Below are 25,712 nucleotides of genomic sequence, written 5' to 3'. Positions count from 1 at the left end.
CGCACATCACCCCGTGGGGTATCGATGAGAAGACGCGACCCACCTCCCTCGTTGTCCGCCTGGGCGGAAAAGGCGCCCCAGGCCAGAAGCCTGAGGCGAACCCGCGGCCACCAAGCCACGGCCTGCACGGGGAGGACGTGCAGGGGGCAAGGCCCGCACAAATTGTCAGAGGCCCATCACGTCAGGTCATATGCCAACGGGGCCACGGGCCATGCCTTGCGGTTCTAGCGTGAGGATTCACCTTGACGCCAAGCCGCCTCCCGGCGGGCGTCAGAACTCGTCCGCGGCGTGCCGTTCCGGCAGCGATGCGGCCACCTCGAACACCCAGTCGCCGCGCTCGACCCGCCCGCGGGCGATGCGCGCATGCCGGCCTGAGATGTTCTGGTCGGCACAGGCGTGAAAGGCCTCCCATGCCACGCTATAGCTCACGACGACACCTGCGCCGCCGGTCTCGACACCGGTCACCGTCACCTCGGTGAGCTGGGCCAGCGCATCGAACTCCGCGACGCTGAGATCCAGCGCCCGACGGAATTCGTCATCGCGCTGCGCCAGCGCAGCAAAGTAGCGCTGCAGGTCTTCGCCGGCACCGGGAACGCGAATGTGAATCTTGCCGGGCACGGGCGCACCTCAGCGCCGCCACGGCGCGCTCTTGATCGCCTCGGTCGCTTGCGCCTCGGGCAGCGCCTTCGCGAACAACCAGCCCTGGCCCACCTGCACGCCCAGTTGCTCCAGCAACTCGGCCTGCTTCTCGTCCTCGACGCCCTCGGCCAGCGTCTGCTTGCCCAGCGCCGCGCCCAGGCCCACGATGGTGCGGACGATCTCCTGCGCCTCGCGGCCCTGGTGCAGGCGGATGACGAAGCTGCGATCCACCTTCAGCGTGTCGAACGGGAAGCGGTGCAGATAGGCCAGCGACGAGTACCCAGTGCCAAAGTCGTCGATGGACAGCTTGAAACCCATGCGCGCCAACTCCTGCAGCACCTCGGCGCTGCGCTGCGGGTTGGCCATCGCCATGCTCTCGGTGACCTCCAGCTTCAGCCGGTGCGTGGGCACCTCGCCCAGCGCCGCCAGCGTCGCGCGGGCGTCGGCCAGCAGCTCGGTGTCGCGCTCCAGCTGCACGCCCGACAGGTTGACGGCCACCTCGCCGGTGAAGCCCAGCGGCTGCCAGCGCCGCAGTTGCGCGGCGGCCTCCAGCAGTGCCCAGCGGCCGATGGCGGCGATCTGTCCGCTGGCCTCGGCCACCGGGATGAAGTCGCCCGGCATGATCAGGCCCTTGGTCGGGTGCCGCCAGCGGATCAGCGCCTCGAAGCCCAGCAGCGCGCGGTCGCCCAGCCTCACAAAGGGCTGGTAGTGCAGCTCGAACTGGTCGCCCGCGGCCAGCGCCGTGTCGATGGCGTCGCGCAGCCAGCGTCGCGACTGCTCCACCAGTTGCTCGGCCGGATCGAACTCGTGCGACTGCCCCGGCCCGCCCGACTTGGCGCGGGCCAGCGCGCCCTCGGCGGCGGCCAGCAGCTCGTCGGCGCTGGAAGGGCCGTGGCGGCGCTGCGCCCATGCGATGCCGGCGGTCAGCTGCAGCATGGGCATGGCGACGTTGAACGGCTGCTGCAGCAGGTCCTGCACGCGGCGCGCGAGGTCGGAGGCCGAGTCGCCACCGGCCAGAAGCAGCGCGAACTCGTCGGGGCCCAGCCGCGCCACCAGATGGCGGGCGCCGAAGGCCAGACGCAGCCGCGCGGCCAGCTCGGTCAGCACCGCATCACCCACCACCGGGCCGTGCGACTCGTTCAGCGCGCGAAAGCCGTCCAGGCCCAGCAGCAACAGGCCGGTCTCGGGTGCCGGCACGCCGCCCAGCAGCTGCGTCAGCTGCTCGCGGAACAGCACGCGGTTGGCCAGGCCGGTCAGGCGGTCGTGCAGCGCGTCGAAGCTGATCTGGCGCTGCAGCCGCTGGCTCTCGGAGATGTCGGTCAGCGAGCCGGCCATGCGCACCGGCTTGCCACCGTCTCGCACGGCCAGGCCGCGCGCCAGCAGCCAGCGCTCCTGCCCACCCTGGTGGAACTGCAGCACATGGTGGAACTGCAGACTTTCGCCGCGCAGGTGGGCCTTCAGCTCGTCGTCGAAGGCCTGCGCCTGCGTGGGCTCCAGCGGCCGCGTCCAGGCCGAGATGTCGGTGCCGGCCTCGGCGGCGGACAAGCCCATCAGCGCCAGCCAGCGCGGCGAGTAATAGACCTCGCCGGCCTCCAGGTCCCAGTCCCACAGGCCGTCGTTGGCGCCCTGCGCGGCCAGCGCGTAGCGCTGCTCGCTGGCGGCGAGGCGGCGGGCGGCATCACGCCGCTGGCCCTGCTCCAGATTCGCGCGCAGCGCGCTGGCCCCCAGCGTGGCCACGGCCAGTGCCAGCAGCGGCGGCGCCAGCGAGAACACCCAGTGATGGCGCTCGAACGCCCATTGCGCGCCCGCCAGCAGCAGCACCACGACCACGCCTATGCCCAGCAGCGCCACACCCAGCGGCCGGCGGGCCAGCAGCAGCACGGCCCCCAGCGGCAGCAGCAGCGCGGCGGCCAGCTCCAGCGCGCCCGCCCAGGCCGGGCGCACAAGGCTGCGGCCGGTCAGCAGGTTGTCGGTGACGGTGGCGATGCGCTCCATGCCGGGCAGGCGCGCGTCAAACGGCGACGGCAGGTGGTCGCCCGCGGCCAGCGCCGCCACGCCCACCACGGCGATGCGGCCGCGCAGGCGCGCCGGGTCGACGCGGCCGGCCAGCAGGTCCGCAAAGCCGATGCTGTCGAAGCTGCCGCTCTGGCCGTAGTAGTTGACGCCCAGGCGCGACAGCTCATCCAGGCGCAGCTGCAGCGTGTCGCCCGCCTGCACATGGGCGCCGAAGCGCGCCCGCACCGAGGCCCAGTCCACGCCGCGCACGAACGCGGCCAGGCGCAGCGGCAGCGACGGGTATACCTCGCCGTCCAGCCGCAGCAGCGGCAGATCGCGGCGCAGGCTGCCATCGGTGTCGACACGCGCGGTGATGTGGCCCAGACCCGCCGCCGCGGCCGCCAGCGCGGGCTCCGGCGCCACGAGCCGCAGCGCGCGGTAGTAGCTCTCGCTGCGCGCCAGCGCGGCCTCGTCCTCGTAGCGCAGCAGCGCATGCGCGAGTACCGGCGCCGGGACCGGCTGCGCCTGCGGCGCGCCGTCATTGGGCAGCGAGAACGGCAGCAGCGTGTTGCCGCCGGCCTGCATGGCCGCGGCCAGCGCGGTGCTGCCGGCATCCGGGCCAGCGCCGGGCAGCAGCAGGAAGTCCAGCGCGATGGCGCGCACGCCGCCCGCCGTCAGCGCCTGCACGGCGCGCGCGATGTCGGCGCGCTCCGGCACGCGGCCGCCCATCGCCTCCAGCGCCGCATCGTCCACGCGCACCAGCAGCAGTTCGTCGCTGGCCTTCAGCGGCCCGCGCCAGAAGGTCTGCAGGTCCAGCGTCCAGTGGTCCAGGCGCTCGAAGGCCGACACGTCGGCGCGGCCTGCCAGCACGGTCAGGCCCAGCAGCGCAGCCGCCAGGGCGATCAGCCCAAACGCAAATAGACGTTTCAATCCAACGACCCCAGCCGCTGCTGCGTGCGGGCCACGCGGTCCGCCGTCCAGGCCGCCGCGGCGGTGCACTGGGCCGCATCGCATTGCGTGCCGTTCAAGGCCTTGGCCAGGCGCACCGGGTAGCGCGGCTTGATGCCACGCGTCTGCGGCCCGCTGGGCTCCACGTCGACCTCGCCGGTCTTCACGTGCACGGCGGTGGCGCGGTCGTCGCCGACCTCCACGCTGAACTCGGTGCCGCGCACGGCGGTCACGGCGGTGGGCGTGCGCACGCGCCAGCTGCCGCCGGACGACGGCGTGACGCGCTGGCCCACCAGGCCCAACTCCAGCAGCAGCTCGGCCGCACGCGGCTGGCCCGCGGGCGCCGTGAAGGCCTCGATGCGCAGCTGGCTCTTGTCGGCCAGCACGACGACGGAGCCGTCCGTGAACTTCAGCCGCACGCGGCCGCCGGCGCCGGTGCGCAGCGTGGTGCCCACGTCCAGCTTGTCGCCCACGGCCAGCGCCTTGCCGTCGGTGCGCTGCGCGTCGCCGCTGACGGCCGCGACCTCGCAGGCGGTCTGGGCGAGAACCGCCGAACTGAGCAGGGACAAGGACAACAGCAAGGCGCGCATTTCAAAGGTTCTCATCGAGAAGGATCGCCAAAGAGGGCGTAGCCCGCCCAGTAGAACGGATGCGCCCAGCGGCCGCCACCGAGTTTTCCTTCGATCATCCCCACTTGAGCGAGGCGCAGCGCTTCGGCGCGCGGCGCCTGTGCGGAGAAGGTGGCGGACGTGAGCGCAGCGGCAGACGCGGTCTCGACGGCCCAGTGCGTGGCCAGCACCGAGCGCCCGCCGGCGAAGAAGAAGCCGCGCACCAGGCCCGACATGGCCGCCCCGCCCTGCTCGCCCGCGGCCGTGTTGCAGGCCGACAGCAGCACGGCCTGCGCGTTCAGGCGCAGCGTCAACACGTCGTCCAGCTCCAGCAGCGGCGATGCGCCGGCGTCCTTGCCCGGCGCCAAGGCCAAGGCGGGCTTGGACACGCCCGGCAGCTCGCCCGGCATCAACCCGTGCGTGGCGAAGGCGACCAGCCGGCGGTCGGCCAGCGGTGCGGCCAGCACCGCATCGCGCGTGGCGGCAGCGCCCAGCAGCAGGTCGGTCTGCGCGTTGGCGCCCACGGCCTTGGCCAGCGCGGTCAGCTCGGCGCGGGTCTCGGGCAGCGGCGGGATGTCGCCATAGCTGAAGCCCCAGGCCGCGTCGTACTTCGTCGCGCCCGCGCCCAGCGCGGCGCGGCCCGCCTTCGCGGTGGACTTGAACAGCGGATCGCCCACGCCGAACAGCGGCTTGGGCGCCGGCGTGGGCGAGGCCGCACGGCGCAGCGCGTACAGCGCGCCGGCAGACGGCAGTTGCGTGACGGCCATGTGACGCGCGACGAAGGCGCCGGGCTCGGGCGCCGTCAGCGCGGCCGCGAACGGCATGCCGGCCAGCGCGCCATCGGCGGCCACCAGCAGGCTCTTGATGTCGGCGCCCGGCCGCAGCGGCGCCACCAGTTCGCGCCAGACCTCGTGCAGCAACGCCACCGGCAGCGTGGGCGGCCGGCCGGTGCTGAGGTCAAGCGCCGTGCGGATCTGCCCAACCTTGTCGGCCCAGCCGGCCGCACCGATGGCCGACGCGCCGAAGCGCGTGGCCTCGCCCGGCACCAGCAGCCAGGCCAGCGTCGCGTTCTCCAGCGGGTGCACGACCAGCAACGCCTCGCCGGGCGACAGCAGCTTCTGCAACTGGGCCGGCGCCGGCAGCGTGGGCGTGACCAGGTCGGCATAGGCCGGATAGGCCTTGGCGACACGCTCGCGCTGCGCCGTCAGCGCCTCGCGCGCCGCCTGCACCTGCTCACGCTGCTGGCGCACCTGTTCGCGCACGGCGGCCAGTTCGTCGGCCATGGCCTTCTGCCGCTTCTTGCGCTCCGCATCGGGCAGCGCCTTCAGCTCGGCCTTGGTCTCGTCGCTGCTGTTGCGGCGGCGCAGACGGTCCTCCTCGTTCAGCGTGCCGCTCATCGCGCCGGCCTTGGCGGCGGCCGCGCTGCGCAGCGTCTGTTCCTCCTCCAGCAGCGCGCGCAGCGCCGGCGTGGCGGCGCGCACGCGGGCGCTGGCGTCCACCAGCGCGCGATGCGTGCTGCCGGTCTGCAGCCGGTCGGCCACCTGCATCGCGCGGTCCAGCCACGCGGGCTCCAGCTTGTCGCCTCGCTGGGCACGCGCGGAGATCTCGCGCAGAAACTCGTCGAAGGCCAGGCCCAGCGCAAAGCCGCGCGCACCGGCCAGGTCCAGGTCTTGCCAGCCGCCGGGGCTATCCAGCATCGCGGCGAACAGCGGCTGGTAGTCGCTCCAGGCGCCGGCCATGTCGCCCTTCAATACGCGCACCAGCGCGCGCACGCCGGCGGCTTCCTGCGTCTGCGGGTGAGCCTCACCGTAAAGCCGCAGCCGGAAGCGATGGATGCGCTCGACGGTCTCCAGCGCCTCGTCGAAGCGGCCGTTCTTGGCGGCCAGCAGCGCACGCAGCCGCCAGTCGCTGGCACGGTCGCGGGCAAGGCTGTCGGCCGGCAGGCTGCCGAGGAACTCGCGGTAGAACGCATCGGCTTCGGCCCAGCGGCGCAGGCCGATCAGCGAGCGCACCTGCTCCTGGCGCGCCAGCCAGCGCGCATGGCTGGCCGGGCTGGCGCCGGCGCGCTGCAGCATGTCGTCGGAGCGCTGCGCGTTCTCCAGCGCGGCGGCGTACTGGCGCGATGCGACCTGGGCCTGCGCGAGCCGGTAGCTCCAGCGCGCGCCCTGGGCGTCAGTGATCTGGCCGGCGCGCCACAGCGCCAGGTTGCTCTGGCCGATCTGCACCGCCTCGGGCGCGCGGCCCTGGCGCACCAGCGCATAGGTCAGCATGCCTTGCGAGCCGTCGTACCAGCCGTAGACGTCCAGCAGCGCCGGGTCGCGCGGCGACGCCCCCATGCGCCGCGCGTCCTCCACGCCCTTTTGTGCCAACCGCACGGCCTCCCGCAGCGTCGCGGTCGCGTCGGCCAGGCGGCCGTCCCAGCGCTCGACCTCGGAGCGCACCTGCAGCCGGTCCACCTGCAGCAGCAGCGTGCCGGTAGGGTCGCTGTCGCCGCGGCTCTCCAGCGCCTGCTTGGTCAGGCTTTGCGCACGCTGCCAGGCGCGGTCCAGCATCGCGCGGTCGCGGGCCTGCGACAGCGCATAGACCTGGCGCAACGCGGCCACGGCGCGCACCGACGGGCTCAGCGAGGTGTCCGTGGCATAGGCATCGGCCACCGTCAGCCCCTTGCCGGAGCTGCCCCAGACGAACTCGGCGCTGAGGTATTGCCGCACCCAGGTCTCGGCACCCGGCTGCTGGCGCACCAGCTGCGCCAGTTCGGCCAGCAGCTCCACCCAGCGGCCGCGCTGCTCCAGCGACTGCGCCGCGCGCACCTGCTGCTTCAGCAACTCCACCCGTGCGGTCGGATCGGCCGGCAAGGGCCTGGCCAGCAAGGCCTGCGCCTCGGCGGCAGGCATGAGAGCCATCGCCGATTCGCCTGCGTCCTCATCGTCGACCTGGGCCAGCGCGGTCGTCGCCGCGAGCAGGCCGGCCGCCGCCCACATCCAATTGCGCATGGGCCACCTCCAGGCCCTGGATGCTAGAGCTTGCGGGCTGGAAACTGTGCGAGCAGAAGCGCCCCGGCCATCACCCACATGGGGGCCGCCAGCGCGGTCGCCGCGGCCAGCATGCCGAAACCCACGGGCATGCCCACGGTCGCTCCGTTCAGCGTCAGCATGCGCAGGCCCAGCGCCTGGCCGTGGCGGTCGGGCGGCGTGGCGCGGTGCAGCATGGCCAGGATCATGGGCTGCACCGAACCCAGCGCCACGCCCAGCAGCGCCGAGCCGATCATCAGGCCCAGCGTGCCGGGCAGCCAGGCGTAGGCGATGAAGGTCAGCGTGGCCAGCGTCATCGCGGCGCGCAGCGCCTTGGCCTCGTCGATGTCGTCGGCAAAGCGCACGATGGCCAGCCGCACGACCGTGGCGGCCGCCGCGAAGCTGCCCAGCACCAGCCCGATGCTGGCCGCCGACAGCCCGCGCGCATGGCCCACCACCGGAACGACGAAGCTGTGCGCGTCCCAGCCGGCCGACAGCGCGAGGTTGACCAGCAGCAGGCGGCGGTAGGCCGGCAGACGGAACAGGTCCCAGGCCGCCGGCTCGCGGAAGCTCTTGGTGTAGACCTTGGGCGGGTTGCGCGGCACCTTGCGGGCCAGCGCCCAGGCCACAAGAGGCAGCAGCGTCGCGAACGCGAACGCGGCCGTCATGCCGATGTGGTCGATGAGCAGGCCCGCGATGATGGGCGACAGCGCGTTGGACATCGCCGGCCCCAGCGCCATCCAGCTGAAGATCTTCTTCAGCTCGCCCGGCTCATCGGCCATCAGGCCCGCCTCGCGCTGCAGCGCCACGGCGGCCACGGCCACCGCCCCGCCGCACAGCAGGCAGCCGGTGGCGATGGCCCACAGCTTGGGAATCAGCAGCGTCAGCAGCGCGCCGGCAAAAGCCATCGCGACGCCCACACCCACCGGGCGGTGGAAACCGTGACGGTCCGCCAGCCGGCCCGCCCACAGCGACAACACGATGGGCGCGACCGCGAACAGGCTCAGCAGCATGCCCACCGACGCCTCGCCATAGCCCTGGCCCAGCACCCACAGGCTGGCCGTCACGCGCGTGGTGGCCATGCAGGCGTGCACGCAGATGATGGTGGCGACCAGCCACACGAAGGCGTCGCGCAGGCCTTTTCGCGGCGCTGGCGCAGCGTCGCTCACTCAGCGTCCTCGCCGAGGCTCAGCTGCAGCAACTGCTGGGCCGCGTCATCGGGCAGCGCCTCAACGGTCTTGAGCTTGCGCGTCATCGCGCGCGTGCGCACCTCTGCGGCGTCCAGCGTGTTGCCGGCCTCTTCCAGCTTCTTCTTGGCCTTGGCCAGCACGTCGCCGAACTTGCCGAACTCGGTCTTCACGGCGCCCAGCACCTCCCAGACCTCGGCGCTGCGCTTCTCCAGCGCCAGCGTGCGGAAGCCCATCTGCAGGCTGGTGAGAGTCGCCAGCAGCGTGGTAGGACCGCACAGCATGACCTTGTGTTCGCGCTGCAGGCTCTCCAGCAGGCCCGGGCGGCGCAATGCCTCGGCGTACAGGCCTTCGGTGGGCACGAACAGGATGGCGAAGTCGGTGGTGTGCGGCGGACCGATGTACTTCTCGCGGATGGTGCGCGCCTCCAGGCGCAGCCGGTTCTCGATGGCCTTGCCAGCGGCCTCAGCCGCGGCTGCATCGGCGCGCTCCTGCGCATCCAGCAGTCGCTCGTAGTCCTCGCGCGGGAACTTGGCGTCGATGGGCAGCCACAGCGGCTTGCCGTCGTTGCGCTGGCCGGGCAGCGAGATGGCGAACTCCACGCGCTCGTTGGAGCCCGGCAACGTCGCCACGTTGGCCGCGTACTGCTCGGGCGTGAACACCTGGTCCAGCAGGCCGGCCAGCTGCACCTCGCCGAACACGCCGCGCGTCTTCACGTTGGTCAGCACGCGGTTCAGCGAGCCCACGTCGCGCGCCAGGTTCTGCATCTCGCCCAGGCCCTTGTGCACCTGCTCCAGCCGTTCGGCCACCTGCTTGAAGCTCTCGCCCAGGCGCTGCTCCAGCGTCGCGTGCAGCTTCTCGTCGACGGTGGCGCGCATCTGCTCCAGCTTCTTCTCGTTGTCCTGCTGGATGGCGGTGAGGCGCTGCTCCACCGTCAGCCGCAGCTCGGCCAGCCGTTGGTCGTTGGTCTTGGACAGCACCTGCAGCTGCTCGCGCATCGCGTCGTTCAGCTTCTGCATGGATTCGGCCTGCGCCTGCACGCTGCGCAGCGCGGCGGCGTCCTGCGCCTCGCGTGCGGCCAGCGCCTGTTGTGCCAGCGACTGGTTGCTGCCCTGCAGCCCCTGCGCCAGCACCTGCTGGAACTGCGCCAGCCCCTGCACCAGCTCCTGCCGCGTGCCGCTGGCGCTGCGGCCCAGTTCGTCGCGCAGTTCGCGCTCCAGCCGCTCGTTGCTCTGCAACAGCTCGGGCGCGACGCCCGCTTGTGGTTTTTGACGAGCCCAGATCAGCAACAGCAGGACAAGGATCAGGGCCAGCAGGCCCAGCAGCAACACATCGATCAGGCTCATGCCGGCCATTGTCGCCTTCACGGCAAGTTTTACATTGGTCTTTTATTGGTATCACATAAAGTGCTGTCATTGGTCTTTTTCTGGTATCTGTGGAGACAACATGGAGAGAAGACAGTTCCTGACGCTGGGCGGCGCTGCAGCCATCGGCCTGAACTTGCCGGGCTGCGGTGGCGGCGGTGGCGATTCGGCAGTGCCGCCTCCCCCGCCGGCCCCACCACCCGCCAGCGGCGTCGACTGGGATGCCCTCTCCCGCCAGCTGCAAGGCAGCCTGCTGCGCCCGGGCGCCATCGACTTCGACCGCGTGGCCCGCGCCGCCAACGCGCGCTACGACAGCCAGCAGCCGCAAGCCATCGCCCGCTGCAGCGGCGCCGCCGACATCGCCGCGGCGCTGACCTTCTCGCAGCAGCAAAAGCTCGCATTCACCACCCGCAGCGGCGGCCACAGCTACCTGGGTGCCAGCAGCGGCAGCGCGCTGCTCATCGACGTGGGCGCGATGGACGGCGTGCAGCTGGATGGCGAAAGTGTGACCGTCGGCGCGGGTGCCAAGCTGGTGGACATCTACGACACGTTGATCAGCAATGGCCGCTGCCTCTCATCGGGCAGCTGCGTGACGGTAGGCATCGCCGGCATCACGCTGGGCGGCGGCGTCGGCGTGCTGGACCGCGCCCACGGCCTGACCTGCGACGCGCTGCTGTCCGCGCGCGTCGTGACGGCCGATGGCCGCCAACTGGACTGCAGCGCGACGCAGAACGCCGACCTGTTCTGGGCGCTGCGCGGCGGCGGTGGCGGACAGGTCGCGCTGGTCACGTCGCTGACCTTCCAGACCCATGCGGTGCAGCCGCTGGTGCAGTTCGGCGCCACGTTCACCCAGGCCGAACTGCCGGCCGTGCTGAGCGCCTGGCAGGCCTGGCCGCAGACGCTGCCGGACACGGTCTGGTCACAGCTGGCGTTGAACGGCGGCAGCACCTATCTGTGGGGCATCGCCATCGGCGACGCCGCGGCGGTGCAACCGCATTGGAACGGTCTGCTCGCGCGCATCGGCCGCACACCGCCCGACGCGATGCTGCAGGCGCGCACCTATCGCGACGTCATGCTGGGCAGCTGCGCCACGCTGAGCCGCGCGCAATGCCACCTGCCCAGCCAGAACACCAGCGGCGTGCTGGGCCGCGTGGCGATGGCGGCCAGCTCGGACTTCTTCGACACGCCGCTGAACACGGCTGGCACCACGGCGCTGGGCGACGCGCTGCAGCAGCGCCGCGGCAGTGGCCGTCCCGGCGCCGCGCTGCTGAACCTGATGGGCGGCGCCATCGCACGCGTGGCGCCCGACGCCACCGCCTTCCCGCACCGCCGTGCGCTGTTCAGCGCGCAATACCTGGCCGAGTACCCGGCCGGCAGCGCCGCCGCCACGCTGGACGAAGCCGCCACCTGGGCCAACGGCATGCGCGCGACCATGGCCGCATGGAGCAGCGGCGGCGCCTATGTGAACTACCTGGACGGATTGCTGGCCAAGCCGGCGGAGGCCTACTACGGCGCCAACCTCGCGCGGCTGCGACAGGTGAAGCAGGCGTGGGATCCGGCGGGCGTGTTCAAGGCGCTGCCGGCGCTATAGGGCTTTGAATAGCGGGTGGTACTGAGCGGATACCTTCAGCCGCTCCATCCGCCCCTTGATCTCCAGCTCCAGCGCGTCGTCCACGCGGTGCACGCCGTGCACATGGCGCCGGTTGACGACGATGCTGCGATGCACCTGCATGAAGCTGGCCGGGTCCAGCCGTTCCCGCAGTTCCTTCAGCGACACGCGAATCAGACCATCGCAGTCCGGCGCGACGACGCGGGTGTATTTGCTGTCGCTCTCGAAATACTGCACATCGTCCACATGCAGCAGCCGCACCTGGCTGCCCACGGCCACCTGCAGCCAGTCGTCGCGCCGTGCCGGCTCCATCAACGCTTCACGCAGCCTCGCCACCGTCTTGGCCAGGCGCGGCAGCTCCACGGGCTTGAGCACATAGTCCGCGGCTTGCGCCTCGAAGGCGTCCACCGCATGCGCGTCGTAGGCGGTGACGAAGACGACGCGCGTGTCGACGCCCTGCAGCGCTTCGGCCACTTGCAGACCGGTCAGGCCGGGCATGCGGATGTCGAGAAACGCCAGTTGAGGCTTCAGGCGCTGGATGGCTTGCAAGGCCTGGATGCCGTCCTCGCATTCCTGCAACAACCGCAGTTCCGGCCACAGCTGCGCCAGCCGCTCACGCAGCGCGGCGCGCATGAAGGGCTCGTCGTCGGCCAGGATGGCGGTCGTCATGCAGTCTCCTTCTCCAGCGGCACCACCACTGTGGCCAGCACGCCGCCATCGGCCAGGCCCACGACGGACAGCTGCGCTCGCTCGCCATGCAGGCCGCGCAGGCGCTCACGGACGTTCTGCAGGCCCGTGCCGCCGTCAGGCGCCATCACGCCGCTGAGGCCCACGCCGTTGTCCTGCACGCCCACATGCAGCTCGCTCCCCACCTGCCGCGCGAACACGCGAATGTGCGCGGGCCCCGGCTTAGGCTCCACGCCGTGCTTGATGGCGTTCTCCACCAGCGTCTGCACCACCAGCGCCGGGAACCCGGTGGTCAGCAGCGCGTCGGGCAGTTCCACGTCCACTTGCAGCCGGCCGCCCATGCGCAGTCTGGCGATCTGCAGGTACGCATCGGTCAGCTCGAACTCGCGGCCCAGCGTGGACGACAGCTGCCGCATGGACGGCATGGCCAGTCGCAGGTAGCGGGTCAGCTGGTTCAGCAGCACGCCCGCCTTGTCCGGCTCGCTCTTGATCAGGTACTCCACCGTCGCCAACGTGTTGAACAGGAAGTGCGGCTCGATCTGCGCCTGCAGCACGGCGAGGCGTGCCTCGGCGAGGTGGCGGGCGGTGTCGGCGGCGTCGGCGCGCTGGTCAGCCTGGCCGATGCGGGCGTGCCAGCTCAGCGTGGCCCGGTGCAGGACCACCAACGTCAGCAGGTACAACGGACCCGCCGCGAGACCGAAGAAGAAGTGGACCGGCTTGAACAGGCCGGCCGACGACAGCTGGATCACCTTCATCACGATCAGGCATGCCAACATGGACACCAGCAGCGCGGGCAGCCACATCGACAGTGCCTGCTGCATCGTCGGGCGATCGCCCACATGGCGCGCGAGCCACCAACTGCAGGCGTCAAAGGGCAACAGCGCGGGCACCAGCAGCAGCACCAGCAGCATGAACTTGCTGGCTGACGCGCTCACCCCATCGACGACCAACGGGATGATCCCCACGAGAAGCGCGCTCACATAGATCAGCAGCAGCGTGAGCTGCCACGTCCACTGGCGGTAGCTGGCGAACATCCCGACGTCGCGGCTGTAGCCTGGCAGCCCACCGCCTTGCATCACGTAGGCCAGCGCAAGCGTCACGCCCCAAAAACCGCCCGCCAGCGTCCCGAACTCGGCCAGCCTCGCGCCGGGAAACACCCGCGACAGCACGCCGATCACCAACAGTCCCATTATCCCAATCACGATCCAGAAGCTGACCGCGCTGTATGCCTGTCGCTCGCTGCCGGCCGCCTCGCTCGCGTTGCTCGTTGCCGCTTGCACCATCATCCCTCCTGCACCGCGCTCGCACCTTGCAAGACGCCGGGCGACAGCATCCTCACCCAGCAGATGCGGCGCCGCCGCCATGCGACGAACGTGGCACCCGCGGGACGAACGCCGCTCAGGGCGCGACCAACCCCGCCACCGCCTTGGGCAGCTCCGCCTCGATCAGCGCCTCCAGCGCCTGCACGCGCTGCTCGGGCGTCGTTGCGGCCCAGGGGTTCGCGGCGGCTTCGCGCGTGACGGGCAGGCGGCTGCCGACGGCCAGCGACTGCTCGCGGCGCAGCCGCAGGTCGCCCAGGTCGATCAGCGCGACGCGGATGGACACATAGGGCGCGAGCACCGGCAGGCCCGCCTGGCCGTCGAAGCCGATCTGGCCGCTGGGGCGCTGGTCCAGCACGAAGCCGGGGCCTTCCAGGCTGGACAGGATGCGCGCCGGCAGCGTGGCGATCAGCCCCGGCTCCTGGACGCTGCGCGTGACCAACAACAGCTTGCCGGCACCGGCCGAACGCACGGCGGCGGCCAGGTTGCCGGGCAGGCTGAGCTTGCCATCAACGAACAGCTTGGCCGGATCGCCGAACAGGCTGCGCGTGGACGAGGTGTAGAGCTTGATCTCCCGCTTCTCGTCGCTGGCCTTGACGGCCATGTTGAGCGCCTGCAGCACCGCGTTGTCCAGGCCGCCGGTCGGCTTGGCGGTCCATTCGCCGGTCTGCACCGTGTCGCCGCGCGCGGGCGTCAGGTTCAGCAGCTGCACGCTGTCGCCCAGCAGGGACAGCGCGGCAAACTTGTTGGGGTCGCGGGGCGTCTTGTCCTCAACGGCGGCGGGTTCGGGCGTGGGCGGTGGCGTGGCCTTCTTCTGGGCCAGGGCCAGGGCGGGCAGCAGCGCGAGGACGTACAGCAGACGGCGTTTCATCACGGGGATCACAGGGGCAGGACTTCGGGGTTCAGCGGGGTGGGTGGCGTCGCGCCGGTCAGCGCGGCAACCAGGTTGTCGGCGGCCAGGCCGGCCATGGCCAGGCGGGTGGGCATCGTGGCGCTGCCGATATGGGGGGTCAGTACGACGTTGGGCAGCGTCAGCAGCGCGGGGTTGACCTGGGGCTCGCCTTCGAAGACGTCCAGGCCCGCCGCCGCAAGCCGGCCCTCGCGCAGCGCGGCGGCCAGTGCGTTCTCGTCGACGATGCCGCCGCGGGCGATGTTGACCAGCGTGGCCGTGGGCTTCATGCGCGCCAGCTCAGGCGCGGCCATGCAATGGTGCGACTCGGCCGAGTACGGCAGCACCAGCACCAGGTGGTCGGCCACGGCCAGCAACTCGTCCTTGGACAGGAAGCGTGCGGCCAGCTCGGTCTCGATCTGGGCCGGCAGCCGGCTGCGGTTGTGATAGACCACCCGCATGCCGAAGCCGAAGCGGCCGCGCCGCGCGATGGCCTGGCCGATGCGGCCCATGCCCAGGATGCCCAGCGTGGTGCCGTGCACGTCCGCACCGGCCAGGAAGTCCCACGCCCAGCTCTTCCACTGGCCGTCGCGCAGCATGCGTTCGCCCTCGCTCATGCGGCGGGCGGCGGCCATCAGCAGCGCGAAGCCGAGGTCGGCGGTGGTCTCGGTCAGCACATCGGGCGTGTTGGTGACCAGCACGCGGCGCGCCGTGCAGGCGGCCAGGTCGATGTGGTTGTAGCCCACGCTCATCGTGCAGACGGCGCGCAGTTGCGGACAGGCGTCCAGCAGCTCGGCCGTGATGCGCTCGGTGCCGGTGATGTAGACGCCGTCCTTGCCCTGCAGCCGCTCGCGCAGCTCGGCGGGCGTCAGCACCGTGGCGCCATCGACTGCGTCCACGTCGAACTGGGCCGACAGCTTCTCGATGACGGCGGCCGGCGCGCGGCGCGCGACGAGAACCTTCTTGCGCATGGTCACTCCTCCAGGAAGCGTGCGAACTCAGCCACCGGCGCCCGCTCGGTGACCAGGCTGTTCTCCACGGCGGCCGGGTCGGCAAAACCCAGCGACATGCCGCAGACCAGCATCTGCTCTTCGTTCAGTTGCAGCTCTTCAGCGATCAGGCGGTGGAACTGCGTGAACGCGGCCTGCGGGCAGGTGTGCAGGCCGCGCGCGCGAGCAGCCACCATGACGTTCTGCAGGAACATGCCGTAGTCCAGCCACGAGCCCTGCTGCATGACGCGGTCTATCGTGAAAAACAGCCCCACCGGCGCGTCGAAAAAGATGAAGTTGCGCCCGTGCTGGTGCTGCATGCGCGCCTTGTCCGTCTTGGCGATGCCCAGCAGGCCGTACAAGTCCCAGCCCACCTTGCGACGGCGGTCGATGTAGGGGCTGCGCCACTCGTTGGGGTAGTAGGCGTACTCCTCCTTGTGGGCCGCGTTCTGCTCGGCGTCGAGGTACGCTGCCTGAATGCGGCCGGCCACGCGTTCGAGCGCCGCGCCGGTCAGCACATGCACCTGCCAGGGCTGGGTGTTGGTGCCCGACGGCGCCCAGGAAGCGACCTCGAGGATCTGTTCAACGGTCGCGCGCGGCACCGGCGTGGGCAGGAAGGCGCGTAGCGAGTGCCGGGTCTTGATGGCCGCGTCGACCGCGGCGGTCTGTTCGGGCGTGGGCGTGTCGAAGCGCTTCATGGCGTCAGGTCTTTCAGGGCCTGCAGGTAGGCGGCAGGCAGTTCAGCCACCGGGCGGCGGGTCTCGCGGTCTACATAGACATGCACGAAATGACCCCGGGCGGCACAGGTCGGCGCGCCTTCGGCGAACAGCCCGATCTCGTAGCGCACGCTGGAGCGCCCCTGGTGGGCCACGCGCACGCCGGCATCAATGCGCTGCGGGAACGCCAGCGACTCGAAGAAGTTGCAGTGCGTCTCGACCACCAGGCCGATGACGCCGCCCGCATGGATGTCCAGCGCGCCGGCCTCGATGAGCAGGCGGTTCACGGCGGTATCGAACAGGCTGTAGTAGACGACGTTGTTCAGATGGCCGTAGACGTCGTTATCCATCCAGCGCGTGGTCAGCGGCACGAAGCGGGCATAGGCCTCGCGGGCGTCGGGCTGGGGGCGTGCGGTCATGGCCTCATTCTTCCATGCGGCCCGAAGTGGTTGTTTTTTAGGGGTCTGTTTGCGGCATATGCACTTGCTGATTCCGTTTTCCCGGAGAGAAACTGGCCCGAACCGCCTGGATCCCCCATCCGCTCGGAAAGGAGCACCCTCATGAAGCGAATCCCCGTGGCAGGTCTTGCCCTCGCTGTGGTCACCCTGTTCGCAGCCCCGGCCGCTCAGGCGCAGAACGCGACCAAGGACGACGCGGTCGCGATGGTCAAGAAGGGCATCGCCTTCATCAAGGCGAACGGCAAGGACAAGGGCTACGCAGCCATCACGACCAAGGATCCGCAGTTCATCAAGCACGACCTCTATCTCGTCGTCTACGGGCTGGACGGCAAAGGCCTTGCCCACGGTGCCAACGAGAAGATGGTGGGTCGCGACCTGATCGACCTGAAGGACATCGACGGCAAGCCCTTCATCAAGGAGCGTGTGGAGCTGGGCAAATCCAAGCCGGGCGGCTTCTGGCAGGACTACAAGTTCACCAACCCGACGACCAAGAAGGTAGAGCCCAAGCAGATGTACTGCGAGCGGCTGGACGAAACCATCGTCTGCGGCGGCATCTACAAGTAAGGTCGCGACACCGGATGCCCGGCCATCTTCCCTTGCGTCGCGGCGCTGTCCGCGAGAGGTTCTAGACAATGAAGCTGGCTGCAAAGATGTTGCTGCCTCCCATGGCGGCGCTGGCCGTGGTGCTGGCCATCGGCCTGGGCAGCAACATGTATTCACTGCGCGAGGTGGTGGCCTCCAACGAGGCCAGCCAGGAGCGCAACGAGGTCTTCCTGACCACGGTGGCCGTGCAGACGCAGGTGGGCGAGATGCACGGCGGGGTCTTCCGCACCATCGCGCTGATCGGCTCGCTGGACGATGCCAAGGTCAAGGCGCTGCGCGGCCAGCTCAAGCAGCAGGTTGAAGGCCTGACGCGCACCTTGACGACGCTGGCCGACATGGACGGCACGCCGCCGGAGACCGACGTCCACATCAAGGCCACGCTACCGCTGCTGCAGGCCTATCTGGCCAAGGCCGACGGCGCCATCGATCTGGCCTCGGTGGACCCCAACACAGGCGTCGCCGCGATGCAGGACGCCGAGACTCGCTACAAGGAAGTTGCAACGCTGATCGCCAAGGTCGTGCAGAGCATGGGCGAGGACCAGCAGTCCGCCGCCGCCGCCCAGCAGGCCAATGCGCGCCAGCGCACCTGGCTGTTCGCGCTGGTGTCGCTGTTGGCTGCCGGCGCGGGCATGGGCGTGCTGCTGGTCATCCAGCGCAAGATCGCCGCGGACGTGAATGCGTCACTGTCGCTGGCAGAGTCCGTTGCCGCCGGCGACCTGACGCGCCGCGCGCAGCCCGTGGGCCAGGACGAACTGGCCGGCCTGATGCGTACGTTGAACCAGATGTGCGAGCAGCTGGGCAACACGGTGGGCGACGTGATGCTGGTGGCCGACTCCATCCGCACGGCGTCCGCCGAAATCGCTTCGGGCAACCAGGACCTGAGCCAGCGCACCGAGCAGACGGCGTCCAGCCTGGAGATCACCAGCTCGTCCATGGGTCAGCTGACCGGCACCGTGCGGCAGAGCGCCGACAACGCGCAGACCGCCAACCAGCTCGCCACGTCGGCCGCCGACGTCGCGCACCGCGGCGGCAGCGTCGTGCAGCAGGTGGTGGACACGATGAACGACATCGCAGCCTCGTCCAAGCGCATCGCGGACATCATCGGCGTCATCGACGACATCGCGTTCCAGACCAACATCCTGGCGCTGAACGCGGCCGTCGAGGCGGCGCGCGCCGGGGAACAAGGTCGCGGCTTTGCCGTGGTGGCTGGCGAGGTACGCAGCCTCGCGGGCCGTAGCGCCGCGGCCGCCAAAGAGATCAAGACGCTGATCAGCGCCAGCGTCGAGCGCGTCGAGTCCGGCGCGCGGCTGGTGCAGGATGCCGGCTCGACGATGGGCGAGATCGTCGGCGCCGTGCAGCGCGTGACCGACATCATGGGCGAGATCAGCGCCGGGGCCACGGCGCAGAGCCAGGGCATCGACGACGTGAACCGCGCCGTCACGCAGGTCGACGACATGACGCAGCAGAACGCCGCGCTGGTGGAAGAAAGCGCCGCGGCCGCCGAGTCGCTGCGCGAACAGGCGCAGCGGCTGGCCCAGGTGGTCAGCCAGTTCCGCGTGCGCTGAGTCGCCAGGCCAGCCAGGACTCGGCGGCCAGGTTCAGCGTCGTCACCTGCACGGCGACCGTGGTCGCCAGGTCCACGCCGTAGCCGCCCGCCATGCTTAGCGCCACCGGGATGCCGCGTTCCCGCAAGGCTGTCAGCACACGCCGGTCGCGCTCGGCCAGGCCCGCATACGTCAGCTTCAGCCGCCCCAGCCGGTCGCCCTCATGCGGATCGGCACCGGCCAGGTAGAAGGCCAGACCCGGCTCGCAACGCCGCCGGACCTCGACCAACGCATCGTCCAGCGCGGCGAGATAGTCGGCGTCGCCGCAGCCGTCGGGCAAGTCCACGTCCAGGTCGCTAGGCTCCTTGCGGAACGGGAAGTTGCGCGCGCCGTGCATGGAGAAAGTGAAGACACTGTCGTCGTCGCGAAAAATAGCCGCCGTGCCATTGCCTTGGTGCACATCCAGGTCGATCACTGCCACCTGCAGCCGGCTGCGATGCGCCCTCGCCCACTCCGCCTGCATCAGCCGCGCCGCCACGGCCACATCGTTGAACACGCAGAAGCCGGAGCCCTTGTCGGCATAGGCATGGTGGGTGCCGCCCGCCATGTTGGCTGCCACGCCCTCGGCCAACGCCGCGCGTGCCGCGGCGATGCTGGCGCCCACGGAGCGCCGTGATCGCTCGGCCATGGACTCGCTCCACGGAAAACCGATCTCGCGCTGCTGGGCCGCGCTCAGCGTGCCTTGCAGCACGGCGGCCATGTAGTCCGGTGTGTGCACCAGCGCCAGTTCGCCCTCGCTGGCGGCAGGCGCTGGCTGCATGCGAAGCAGCCCGGGCTCGCGCTCGAAATGCTCGCGCAGCAGCCGGTACTTGGATTGCGGAAAGCGGTGCCCGGGCGGCAAGGCCAGGCTATGGGCGTCGGAGTGGAAGGCCAGCATGGAGCCCGGACCATAGCTCGTCATCGTTTTGATAGGCTGCCCCGCATGCATCCCAGCCGCTCACTCCTCGCTCGTGCCGCCGCCGCCCTCCTGTTCGCCGCCATGGTTGTCCCTTCGGCCGGCGCTGCCGACGCCGGCCTTCGCGCGCTGCGCGGCGTGAAGCTGTATCCGGCGCCCGACGCCGCGCCAATCCACGACGGCGTCGTGCTGTTGCGGGACGGCCGCATCGTCGCCGTCGGCCCACGCGATGCCGAGAACACCAACGTCCCTTCGCTGGCGCCTGAATGCGAGGGTGGCGTGCTGGTCGCAGGCTTTCAGAACAGCCATGTGCACCTCAACGGCCCGGCGTTCGCGAAAGCGACCGGCGCCAAGGCCGCCACGCTGGAGAAAGGCCTGGAAGCACTGCTGACGCGCTATGGCTTCACGACCGCCTTCGACATCGCCTCCGACCGCGACAACACGCTGGCGCTGCGCCAGCGCATCAACCAGGGTGAGTTGAAGGGGCCGCGCCTGCTGACCGCCGGCCTGCCGCTGTTCCCGGCGCAGGGCCTGCCGGTGTACCTCGACCACTTCGATGCCGCCTTCCTTGCAAAGTTGCCGCAGCCCCACTCGGTCGACGCCGCGCTGAAGACGATCCGGCAGAACCTGGACGCCGGCGCCGAGGCGACCAAACTGTTCCTCGTGACGCCACAGCGCAACCGCCCGCCCAAGCGCATGTCGGCCGACATCGCCCAGGCGGCCGCAGCGGAAACGCACCGCCGGGGGCACCTCGTGTTCGCCCACCCGACCGACCTCGACGGCGTGCGGGCGGCGCTGCGCGCGAAGGTGGACATCCTCGCGCATCCGCCGCTGGGCACACCAGGCCCCTGGCCCGTGGCGCTGATGGATGAATTGCGCAACGCGGGGGTCTACATGGTGCCGACGCTGAAGTTGCTCCGGCACGAACTGAACAAGGAGAAGGTGCCGCCGCGGATCGGCGAGCCCATCCTGCAGGACAGCGTGCGCGAGTTCGGCCGCTTTGCGGCCGCGGGCGGCAAGGTGTTGTTCGGCACCGATGTCGACTACATGGAGGACAGCGACCCCACGGAGGAGTACGAGTTGATGGCGCAAGCGGGCCTGAGCCCTATGCAGATCCTCGCTTCCCTCACGACGACGCCCGCCGAACGCTGGCAGGAATCTTCGCGCCGCGGCCGGCTCGCGCCAGGGCAAGACGCGGACATCGTGGCGCTGGGCGGCGACCCGATGCAGTCGGAAAAGCATTTCGCCAACGTGAAATGCGCGGTGCGCGGCGGACGGGTGGTCTTCGCCCGCTGACACGGATGGGCTGTCAGCGGATGCATTTCGGGGTGTCGCCAACCGGACACCCCTAGTTTTGCTGCAGCGCACAAAAAGTTCTTGCAATCCTCGGCACAACCCCTATGATTCGAGTCATGTTGCAGTGCAGCAAAACAGCACAGCAATCTGTTCGTCAACCAGAGATCGGAGTCCTACATGCTGACCGCTGAACAAGTCCTCGCCGCGCACAAGGCCAACGTCGAAACCCTCTTCGGCCTGACGAACAAGGCGTTCGAAGGCGTCGAGAAGCTCGTCGAGCTGAACCTGCAAGTGGCCAAGACCGCGCTGACCGAAGTGGCCGACACCACCGCCGCTGCGCTGTCCGTGAAGGACGCCCAGGAGCTGCTGAGCCTGCAGGCCGCGCTGCTGCAGCCGACCGCCGAGAAGGCCGCTTCCTACAGCCGCCACATCTACGACATCGCCTCCAAGACCGGCGCCGAAGTCGCCAAGGTCGCCGAGAGCCAGTTCGCCGATGCGCAACGCACCTTCTCCAGCCTGGTGGACAACGCCGCCAAGAACGCGCCGGCCGGCACAGAGAACGCCGTCGCGCTGGTGAAGTCGGCCGTCGCCGCCGCCAACAACGCGTTCGAGTCCGTGCAGAAGGCCACCAAGCAGGCCGTCGAAGTGGCCGAGTCCAACTTCCAGGCCGCCACGTCGCAAGCCGTCAAGGCCACGCAGACGGCTGCCCGCACCGCCAAGCGCGCTGCCGCCTGATCTCCAGAGTCATCTGATCCCGAAAGCCCGGTGCGAAAGCCCCGGGCTTTTTTTCATTGGCGCGCTGCTCTGACCGTTCATCGCCGGCGCTGTCGATTCGCCGCACCACGGTCGCGGCAACACCGCCCGGCGGGCCCAATGGCGTCATCAACCCACGGAGCCCGCCATGCAAAGCACGCACATCCGCCACCAGAACACCGGCAGCCAACCCGGCCATCGCGCCCTCTTCGGGCTGGGCCTCGCCGCCATCGGCACGCTGGTGCTGCTGGGCAACCTGCACATCGTCGACACCGCGCTGCTGCGCAACTTCTGGCCGCTGGCGCTGGTGCTCTTCGGTCTGGCACGGCTGGCAATGCCCGGTCGGGGCCGCATGGCTGGCATCGCGCTGGTGCTGGTCGGCGCCATGCTGACGGCGCAGAACCTGGGCAGCGACCTGTTCGCGCTGCGCCACTGGTGGCCGGTGTTCATCATCGCGGCCGGCCTGTCCATGCTGCGCCGCGGCGCCCACGGCGCGATGCAGTTGCAGGGCGACCACATCGCCACCCAGGCCAGCTTCAGCAACCTGCAGCAGCGCAGCGACGCGACCGACTTCCAGGGCGGCCGCATTGACCTGAACTGCAGCAACCTCGAACTGGACCTGGGCAACGCCCGCCTGAACGCGCCGGAAGCGGTGCTGCAGATCGACGCGCGCCTCAGCGGCCTGACGCTGCGCGTGCCCCAGGGCTGGCAGGTCGTCGTGGAGATGTCGGCCAGCGCCGGCAGCATCACCGACCGCACCCAGCCGCAGGCGGTGGGCGCCCCGCGCCTGGTGCTGCGGGGCGAGGCGCTGCTGGGCAGCGTCGAGATCCGCCACTGAGCGGCCGTCGATTCGTCGGCTCGCGGCGTCGATTCACCGAGGCCGGGTCGGAGCGGCCCGCGAATCGCGGTCTACTGGCGGCACTTGCGCAACCCAGGAAACGCCGTGTCGTCCGATCAACCTCCCCGCCACCGCCCCTCGCATGCGGCCCAGCGCGTCCTGTTCGGTCTGGCCGTCGTCGCCATCGGCGTACTGGCGCTGCTGGACAACCTGCACGTCTTCGACATCGCGCTGCTGCGCACCTTCTGGCCGCTGGCGCTGGTGCTGTGGGGTGTGAGCCGGCTGGTCTTCTGGCGCCACGGCAGCGTGATGTTCAGCCTGGTCGTCATCGGCATCGGCGCCGTGCTGACGGCGCAGAACCTGGGCTACACGCACATCCAGCTGCGCGACTGGTGGCCGGTGCTCATCATCATGGCGGGCCTGTCCATCCTGCTGCGCGCCTTCATCCCCCGTGCCGGTGACAAGGCCGGCTGCATTCCCGCGACCACGCTGGCGCATGGCGAGTTGGTCAGCATCAATGCCAGCTTCAGCGCCATCAGCCAGCGCAACGACTCGCCGGACTTCAAGGGCGGCCGTCTCAGCTCCACCTTCGGCGGCGTCGAACTGGACCTGACGCAGGCCGTCATCGCTGGCACCGAGGCCCGCCTGGAGATCTCGGCCCGCTTCAGCGGCATCGAGCTGCGCGTGCCGCGCGAGTGGCAGGTCGTCGTGGAGGTGGACTCCACCTTCGGCGGCGTGGAGGACAAGACCACACCGCCCATGGCCGGCGGCCCGCGGCTGGTGCTGCGCGGCGACGTGGTGTTCGGCGGCGTCGAGATCAAGAACTGAGCCTTGCACCCGCTGCTCAGCCACCTGCGCGGCCTGGCCGCCTACCTGCTGGCCTGGGTGCTGGCCGGCCTGGCGCTGACCGCAGCGCTGCACGGCCTCGGGTTGGCGCCCTGGAGCCGCGCCTTGCCCTGGACCCTGCCGCTGTGCACCGTGTTCGCCTTAGTTGCGCTGGCCACCTACTACCCCTGCCGCAGCCGCCCCTTCGGCACCGCGAGCTGGCGGGCCGCAGTGGGCTATCGCGCCGGCCTGGTGCTGACACTGGCGGCATTGATGCTGGCACTGGCCGCCAGCTGGGACGCCGCCGCCACGCTGTTCGGCCATGCCGAAGGCTGGGTGGGGCTGACCGGCCGTGGACATGCGCTGCTGGCCGCTGGGCTGCTGGCGCTGCTGACGCTGGCGGTGCTGGCCCACGACCTGCTGATCGCCTTCCAGACCGCCCGGGCCGCCAGCGCCCGCGAAGCCCAGGCCCGGCTGCTGGCGCGCGACATGGAGCTTCAGCTGCTGCGGCTGCAGATCGACCCGCACTTCCTGTTCAACAGCCTGAACTCCATCAGCGCCCTCACCCACCTGGACCCCGCCGCCGCACGCGCGATGGCCATAGACCTCGCGCAGTTCTTCCGCCAGACGCTGGACCTGGCAGGCCGCGAGCGCATCCGGCTGTCAGATGAGCTGGGCCTCGTGACACACTACGTCGCCATCGAGAAGCAGCGGCTGGGCGACAAGCTGGCCACCGCCGTCGATGCTCAGCCCGACTGCCTGGAGGCGCTGCTGCCGCCGCTGACGCTGCAGCCGCTGGTGGAGAACGCGCTGAAGCACGGCTTGCGCCCGCGCGACGATGGCGGCCTGCTGAGCGTGCAGGCGCAGGCGCGCGATGGCTGGCTTCACCTGGCCGTGCGCAATCCCGTGCCCGCCACGCCGGTGCATGAGTCCGGCCTGGGCCTGGGGCTGCGCAACCTGCGCGACCGGCTGGCCTCGCAGTACGCCGGCCGCGCCCGCGTGCACTGGGGTGCCACGCGCGAGGGCTTCGCCGTAGAGATTTCTCTGCCACTGGAGACCACATCATGACGCTGCGCGCGCTCATCGCTGAAGACGAGCACCTGGCCCGTCGCCTGCTGGCGGAGTACCTGCGCTGCCATGCCGACATCACGCTGGTGGCCGAGGCCGACAACGGCCTGGACGCCGCCCGCGCCATCACCGAGCTGAAGCCCGATCTGGTCTTCCTCGACATCCAGATGCCCAAGCTCACCGGGCTGGAGGTGCTGGAACTGACCGGCCGGCGCGACGGCGTCATCTTCACGACCGCCTACGACCAGCACGCGATGCGTGCCTTCGAGCTGCATGCGGTGGACTACCTGCTGAAGCCCTTCTCGCAGGCCCGCTTCGACGCGGCGCTGGAGCGCGCCCGCCGCCTGCGCGAGCAGCCGTCGCCGGGGCTGGAGCGCCTGCTGCCCAAGGCAGCGCTGACGCGCGTGCTGGTGCGCGACGGTGACGGCATGCAGGTGCTGCTGGTGGACGACATCGCCTACATAGAAGCCCAGGCCGACTACGTCGCCTTCCACGCCCACGGGCGTGAACACCTGAAGCCGCAGCGCATCTCCGAGCTTGAGACCCAGCTGGACCCGGCGCGCTTCGTGCGCGTGCACCGCTCCTTCATCATCAACCTGGCCGCACTGCAAGGCCTGGAGAAGACCGACAGCGACGCCTTCATCGCCCGCATGAAGAACGGCAAACGCATCCCGATCAGCCGCAGCGGCTATGAGAAGCTGCGCACGGAGATCTGAATGTCCAGGCCGCGCATGATCATCCCCATGCTGGTGTGCGCCGATGCGGCGGCGCAGATCGCGTTTTGCAAGGCCGCGTTTGGCGCCACCGAGCTGTCGCGCCGCGCGGCAACGGACGGCCGCGTCATCCACGCCACGCTGTCCTTCTTCGACTCCTTGTTCATGGTGCACGACGACTCGCCCCACCTCGGCAGCCGTCCACCGGCACCGGACGGCAGCTCGCCGGTCGTGCACTTCCTCTACTGCGACGACACCGACGCCACGATGGCCTCCGCGATCGCTGCGGGTGCGCGCGTTCTGATGCCGGCTGCCGACCAGGCCTGGGGCGACCGCGTCGGCCGGATCATCGACCCGGCGCATCACGTGTGGAACGTGGCATCGCGCATCGGCTGACATGCAGTTCGCCAAGCAGCTGCGCGAAGGCGTGCGCAACGGCACCATCACCACCAGCATCCGCATCTGGCAATCGCCCCGCGTGACGGCCGGCGGCCGTTATTGGATCGAAGGCGGCAGCATCGTCGTCACATCCATCCGCGAGATCACGCTGAACGACATCTCGGATTCGCTGGCCCGCGAGTCGGGCTTTCGCAGCTTGGCAGACCTGTTGCAGACGGCCCAGCACGGCGGTGGGCACAAGGTGTACTTCGTCCGCTTCCGCTTCGAAGCCGCGGGCGTCTAGGGCCCCGTCCTACAAG

At 70.2% G+C, this 25,712-nt stretch carries 24 protein-coding genes; 11 read left to right on the top strand and 13 right to left on the bottom strand.

Annotated features, from left to right (window positions below; translation table 11 throughout):
* Window positions 1-270: 270 nt before the first annotated feature.
* From J2X21_RS25640 to J2X21_RS25615, 6 genes are read right to left on the bottom strand one after another with little or no spacing between them, the layout of a single operon-like run.
* Window positions 271-618: a hypothetical protein gene (locus J2X21_RS25640; RefSeq protein ID WP_310332979.1), complete on the bottom strand. Its 348-nt coding sequence runs from the start codon at window positions 616-618 to the stop codon at window positions 271-273.
* A 9-nt stretch (window positions 619-627) separates the two neighbouring features.
* Complete coding sequence (locus tag J2X21_RS25635) at window positions 628-3,564, bottom strand: EAL domain-containing protein (protein WP_310332978.1); 2,937 nt, start codon at window positions 3,562-3,564, stop codon at window positions 628-630.
* Window positions 3,561-4,172, bottom strand: coding sequence for a FecR family protein (locus J2X21_RS25630; protein WP_310332977.1), 612 nt, complete (start codon window positions 4,170-4,172; stop codon window positions 3,561-3,563). Before J2X21_RS25630 ends, J2X21_RS25635 begins: the two co-directional genes overlap by 4 nt.
* An 11-nt stretch (window positions 4,173-4,183) precedes the next feature.
* Entirely contained in the window at window positions 4,184-7,183 is a 3,000-nt protein-coding gene (locus J2X21_RS25625; protein ID WP_310332976.1) for a CHAT domain-containing protein, read from the bottom strand.
* Window positions 7,184-7,206: 23 nt separating this feature from the next.
* Window positions 7,207-8,370: an MFS transporter gene (locus J2X21_RS25620; protein ID WP_310332975.1), complete on the bottom strand. Its 1,164-nt coding sequence runs from the start codon at window positions 8,368-8,370 to the stop codon at window positions 7,207-7,209.
* On the bottom strand, window positions 8,367-9,734 hold the full coding sequence (locus J2X21_RS25615; protein WP_310332974.1) for a DNA recombination protein RmuC: 1,368 nt from the start codon (window positions 9,732-9,734) through the stop codon (window positions 8,367-8,369). Before J2X21_RS25615 ends, J2X21_RS25620 begins: the two co-directional genes overlap by 4 nt.
* A gap of 100 nt (window positions 9,735-9,834) precedes the next feature.
* Here J2X21_RS25615 and J2X21_RS25610 point away from each other — a divergent pair, with 100 nt between their 5' ends.
* The gene (locus J2X21_RS25610; protein WP_310332973.1) at window positions 9,835-11,343 is read left to right on the top strand and encodes an FAD-binding oxidoreductase; all 1,509 of its coding nucleotides are present in this window, start codon (window positions 9,835-9,837) and stop codon (window positions 11,341-11,343) included.
* On the opposite strand, the gene J2X21_RS25605 is transcribed toward J2X21_RS25610, so the two are convergent.
* The 6 genes from J2X21_RS25605 to J2X21_RS25580 all read right to left on the bottom strand — a co-directional run bounded on the left by J2X21_RS25605 (window position 11,338) and on the right by J2X21_RS25580 (window position 16,380).
* Window positions 11,338-12,030 (bottom strand): LytR/AlgR family response regulator transcription factor, encoded by a 693-nt coding sequence (locus J2X21_RS25605; RefSeq protein WP_310332972.1) that lies wholly within the window; start codon window positions 12,028-12,030, stop codon window positions 11,338-11,340. The two genes, J2X21_RS25610 and J2X21_RS25605, sit on opposite strands and share 6 nt — an antisense overlap.
* Entirely contained in the window at window positions 12,027-13,238 is a 1,212-nt protein-coding gene (locus J2X21_RS25600) for a sensor histidine kinase (RefSeq protein WP_310332971.1), read from the bottom strand. Before J2X21_RS25600 ends, J2X21_RS25605 begins: the two co-directional genes overlap by 4 nt.
* 208 nt (window positions 13,239-13,446) lie before the next feature.
* The gene (locus tag J2X21_RS25595; RefSeq protein ID WP_310332970.1) at window positions 13,447-14,238 is read right to left on the bottom strand and encodes a hypothetical protein; all 792 of its coding nucleotides are present in this window, start codon (window positions 14,236-14,238) and stop codon (window positions 13,447-13,449) included.
* Between the two features lie 8 nt (window positions 14,239-14,246).
* Window positions 14,247-15,227, bottom strand: a complete 981-nt coding sequence (locus J2X21_RS25590; RefSeq protein WP_310332969.1) for a 2-hydroxyacid dehydrogenase — start codon at window positions 15,225-15,227, stop codon at window positions 14,247-14,249.
* A 2-nt stretch (window positions 15,228-15,229) separates the two neighbouring features.
* Window positions 15,230-15,943 carry a nitroreductase gene (locus J2X21_RS25585; protein WP_310332968.1) on the bottom strand — a complete coding sequence of 238 codons (714 nt, stop codon included), beginning with the start codon at window positions 15,941-15,943 and terminating at the stop codon, window positions 15,230-15,232.
* Window positions 15,940-16,380: an acyl-CoA thioesterase gene (locus J2X21_RS25580; RefSeq protein ID WP_310332967.1), complete on the bottom strand. Its 441-nt coding sequence runs from the start codon at window positions 16,378-16,380 to the stop codon at window positions 15,940-15,942. Before J2X21_RS25580 ends, J2X21_RS25585 begins: the two co-directional genes overlap by 4 nt.
* Here J2X21_RS25580 and J2X21_RS25575 point away from each other — a divergent pair.
* Both J2X21_RS25575 and J2X21_RS25570 read left to right on the top strand, forming a co-directional pair.
* A complete protein-coding gene (locus J2X21_RS25575) occupies window positions 16,288-16,983 on the top strand; it encodes a cache domain-containing protein (protein WP_310332966.1) in 696 nt (231 codons plus the stop codon). The two genes, J2X21_RS25580 and J2X21_RS25575, sit on opposite strands and share 93 nt — an antisense overlap.
* An 86-nt stretch (window positions 16,984-17,069) precedes the next feature.
* Window positions 17,070-18,587, top strand: a complete 1,518-nt coding sequence (locus J2X21_RS25570; protein WP_310332965.1) for a methyl-accepting chemotaxis protein — start codon at window positions 17,070-17,072, stop codon at window positions 18,585-18,587.
* Here J2X21_RS25570 and J2X21_RS25565 read toward each other — a convergent pair.
* The gene (locus tag J2X21_RS25565; protein ID WP_310332964.1) at window positions 18,565-19,503 is read right to left on the bottom strand and encodes a histone deacetylase family protein; all 939 of its coding nucleotides are present in this window, start codon (window positions 19,501-19,503) and stop codon (window positions 18,565-18,567) included. The genes J2X21_RS25570 and J2X21_RS25565 overlap by 23 nt on opposite strands.
* A 102-nt stretch (window positions 19,504-19,605) precedes the next feature.
* Here J2X21_RS25565 and J2X21_RS25560 point away from each other — a divergent pair, with 102 nt between their 5' ends.
* From J2X21_RS25560 to J2X21_RS25525, 8 genes are all read left to right on the top strand, one after another.
* Window positions 19,606-20,817, top strand: coding sequence for an amidohydrolase family protein (locus tag J2X21_RS25560; RefSeq protein ID WP_310332963.1), 1,212 nt, complete (start codon window positions 19,606-19,608; stop codon window positions 20,815-20,817).
* A 177-nt stretch (window positions 20,818-20,994) separates the two neighbouring features.
* Window positions 20,995-21,552: a TIGR01841 family phasin gene (gene phaP / locus J2X21_RS25555; protein WP_310332962.1), complete on the top strand. Its 558-nt coding sequence runs from the start codon at window positions 20,995-20,997 to the stop codon at window positions 21,550-21,552.
* 166 nt (window positions 21,553-21,718) lie between these two features.
* Window positions 21,719-22,408, top strand: a complete 690-nt coding sequence (locus J2X21_RS25550) for a LiaI-LiaF-like domain-containing protein (protein WP_310332961.1) — start codon at window positions 21,719-21,721, stop codon at window positions 22,406-22,408.
* A gap of 105 nt (window positions 22,409-22,513) precedes the next feature.
* Window positions 22,514-23,236, top strand: a complete 723-nt coding sequence (locus J2X21_RS25545) for a LiaI-LiaF-like domain-containing protein (protein ID WP_310332960.1) — start codon at window positions 22,514-22,516, stop codon at window positions 23,234-23,236.
* 3 nt (window positions 23,237-23,239) lie between these two features.
* Window positions 23,240-24,301, top strand: coding sequence for a sensor histidine kinase (locus J2X21_RS25540; protein ID WP_310332959.1), 1,062 nt, complete (start codon window positions 23,240-23,242; stop codon window positions 24,299-24,301).
* Window positions 24,298-25,017, top strand: coding sequence for a LytR/AlgR family response regulator transcription factor (locus J2X21_RS25535; RefSeq protein WP_310332958.1), 720 nt, complete (start codon window positions 24,298-24,300; stop codon window positions 25,015-25,017). The genes J2X21_RS25540 and J2X21_RS25535 overlap by 4 nt, the downstream gene beginning before the upstream one ends.
* Window positions 25,018-25,410, top strand: a complete 393-nt coding sequence (locus J2X21_RS25530; RefSeq protein WP_310332957.1) for a VOC family protein — start codon at window positions 25,018-25,020, stop codon at window positions 25,408-25,410.
* Between the two features lies 1 nt (window position 25,411).
* Window positions 25,412-25,696 carry an ASCH domain-containing protein gene (locus J2X21_RS25525; RefSeq protein WP_310332956.1) on the top strand — a complete coding sequence of 95 codons (285 nt, stop codon included), beginning with the start codon at window positions 25,412-25,414 and terminating at the stop codon, window positions 25,694-25,696.
* Window positions 25,697-25,712: the final 16 nt, after the last annotated feature.

This window comes from Roseateles asaccharophilus, from assembly GCF_031458115.1.
In the GTDB taxonomy this organism is placed as follows: domain Bacteria; phylum Pseudomonadota; class Gammaproteobacteria; order Burkholderiales; family Burkholderiaceae_C; genus Pelomonas; species Pelomonas asaccharophilus_A.
Note: the sequence above shows the minus strand (reverse complement) of the source record. Positions and strands in the feature narration are given on the sequence as shown.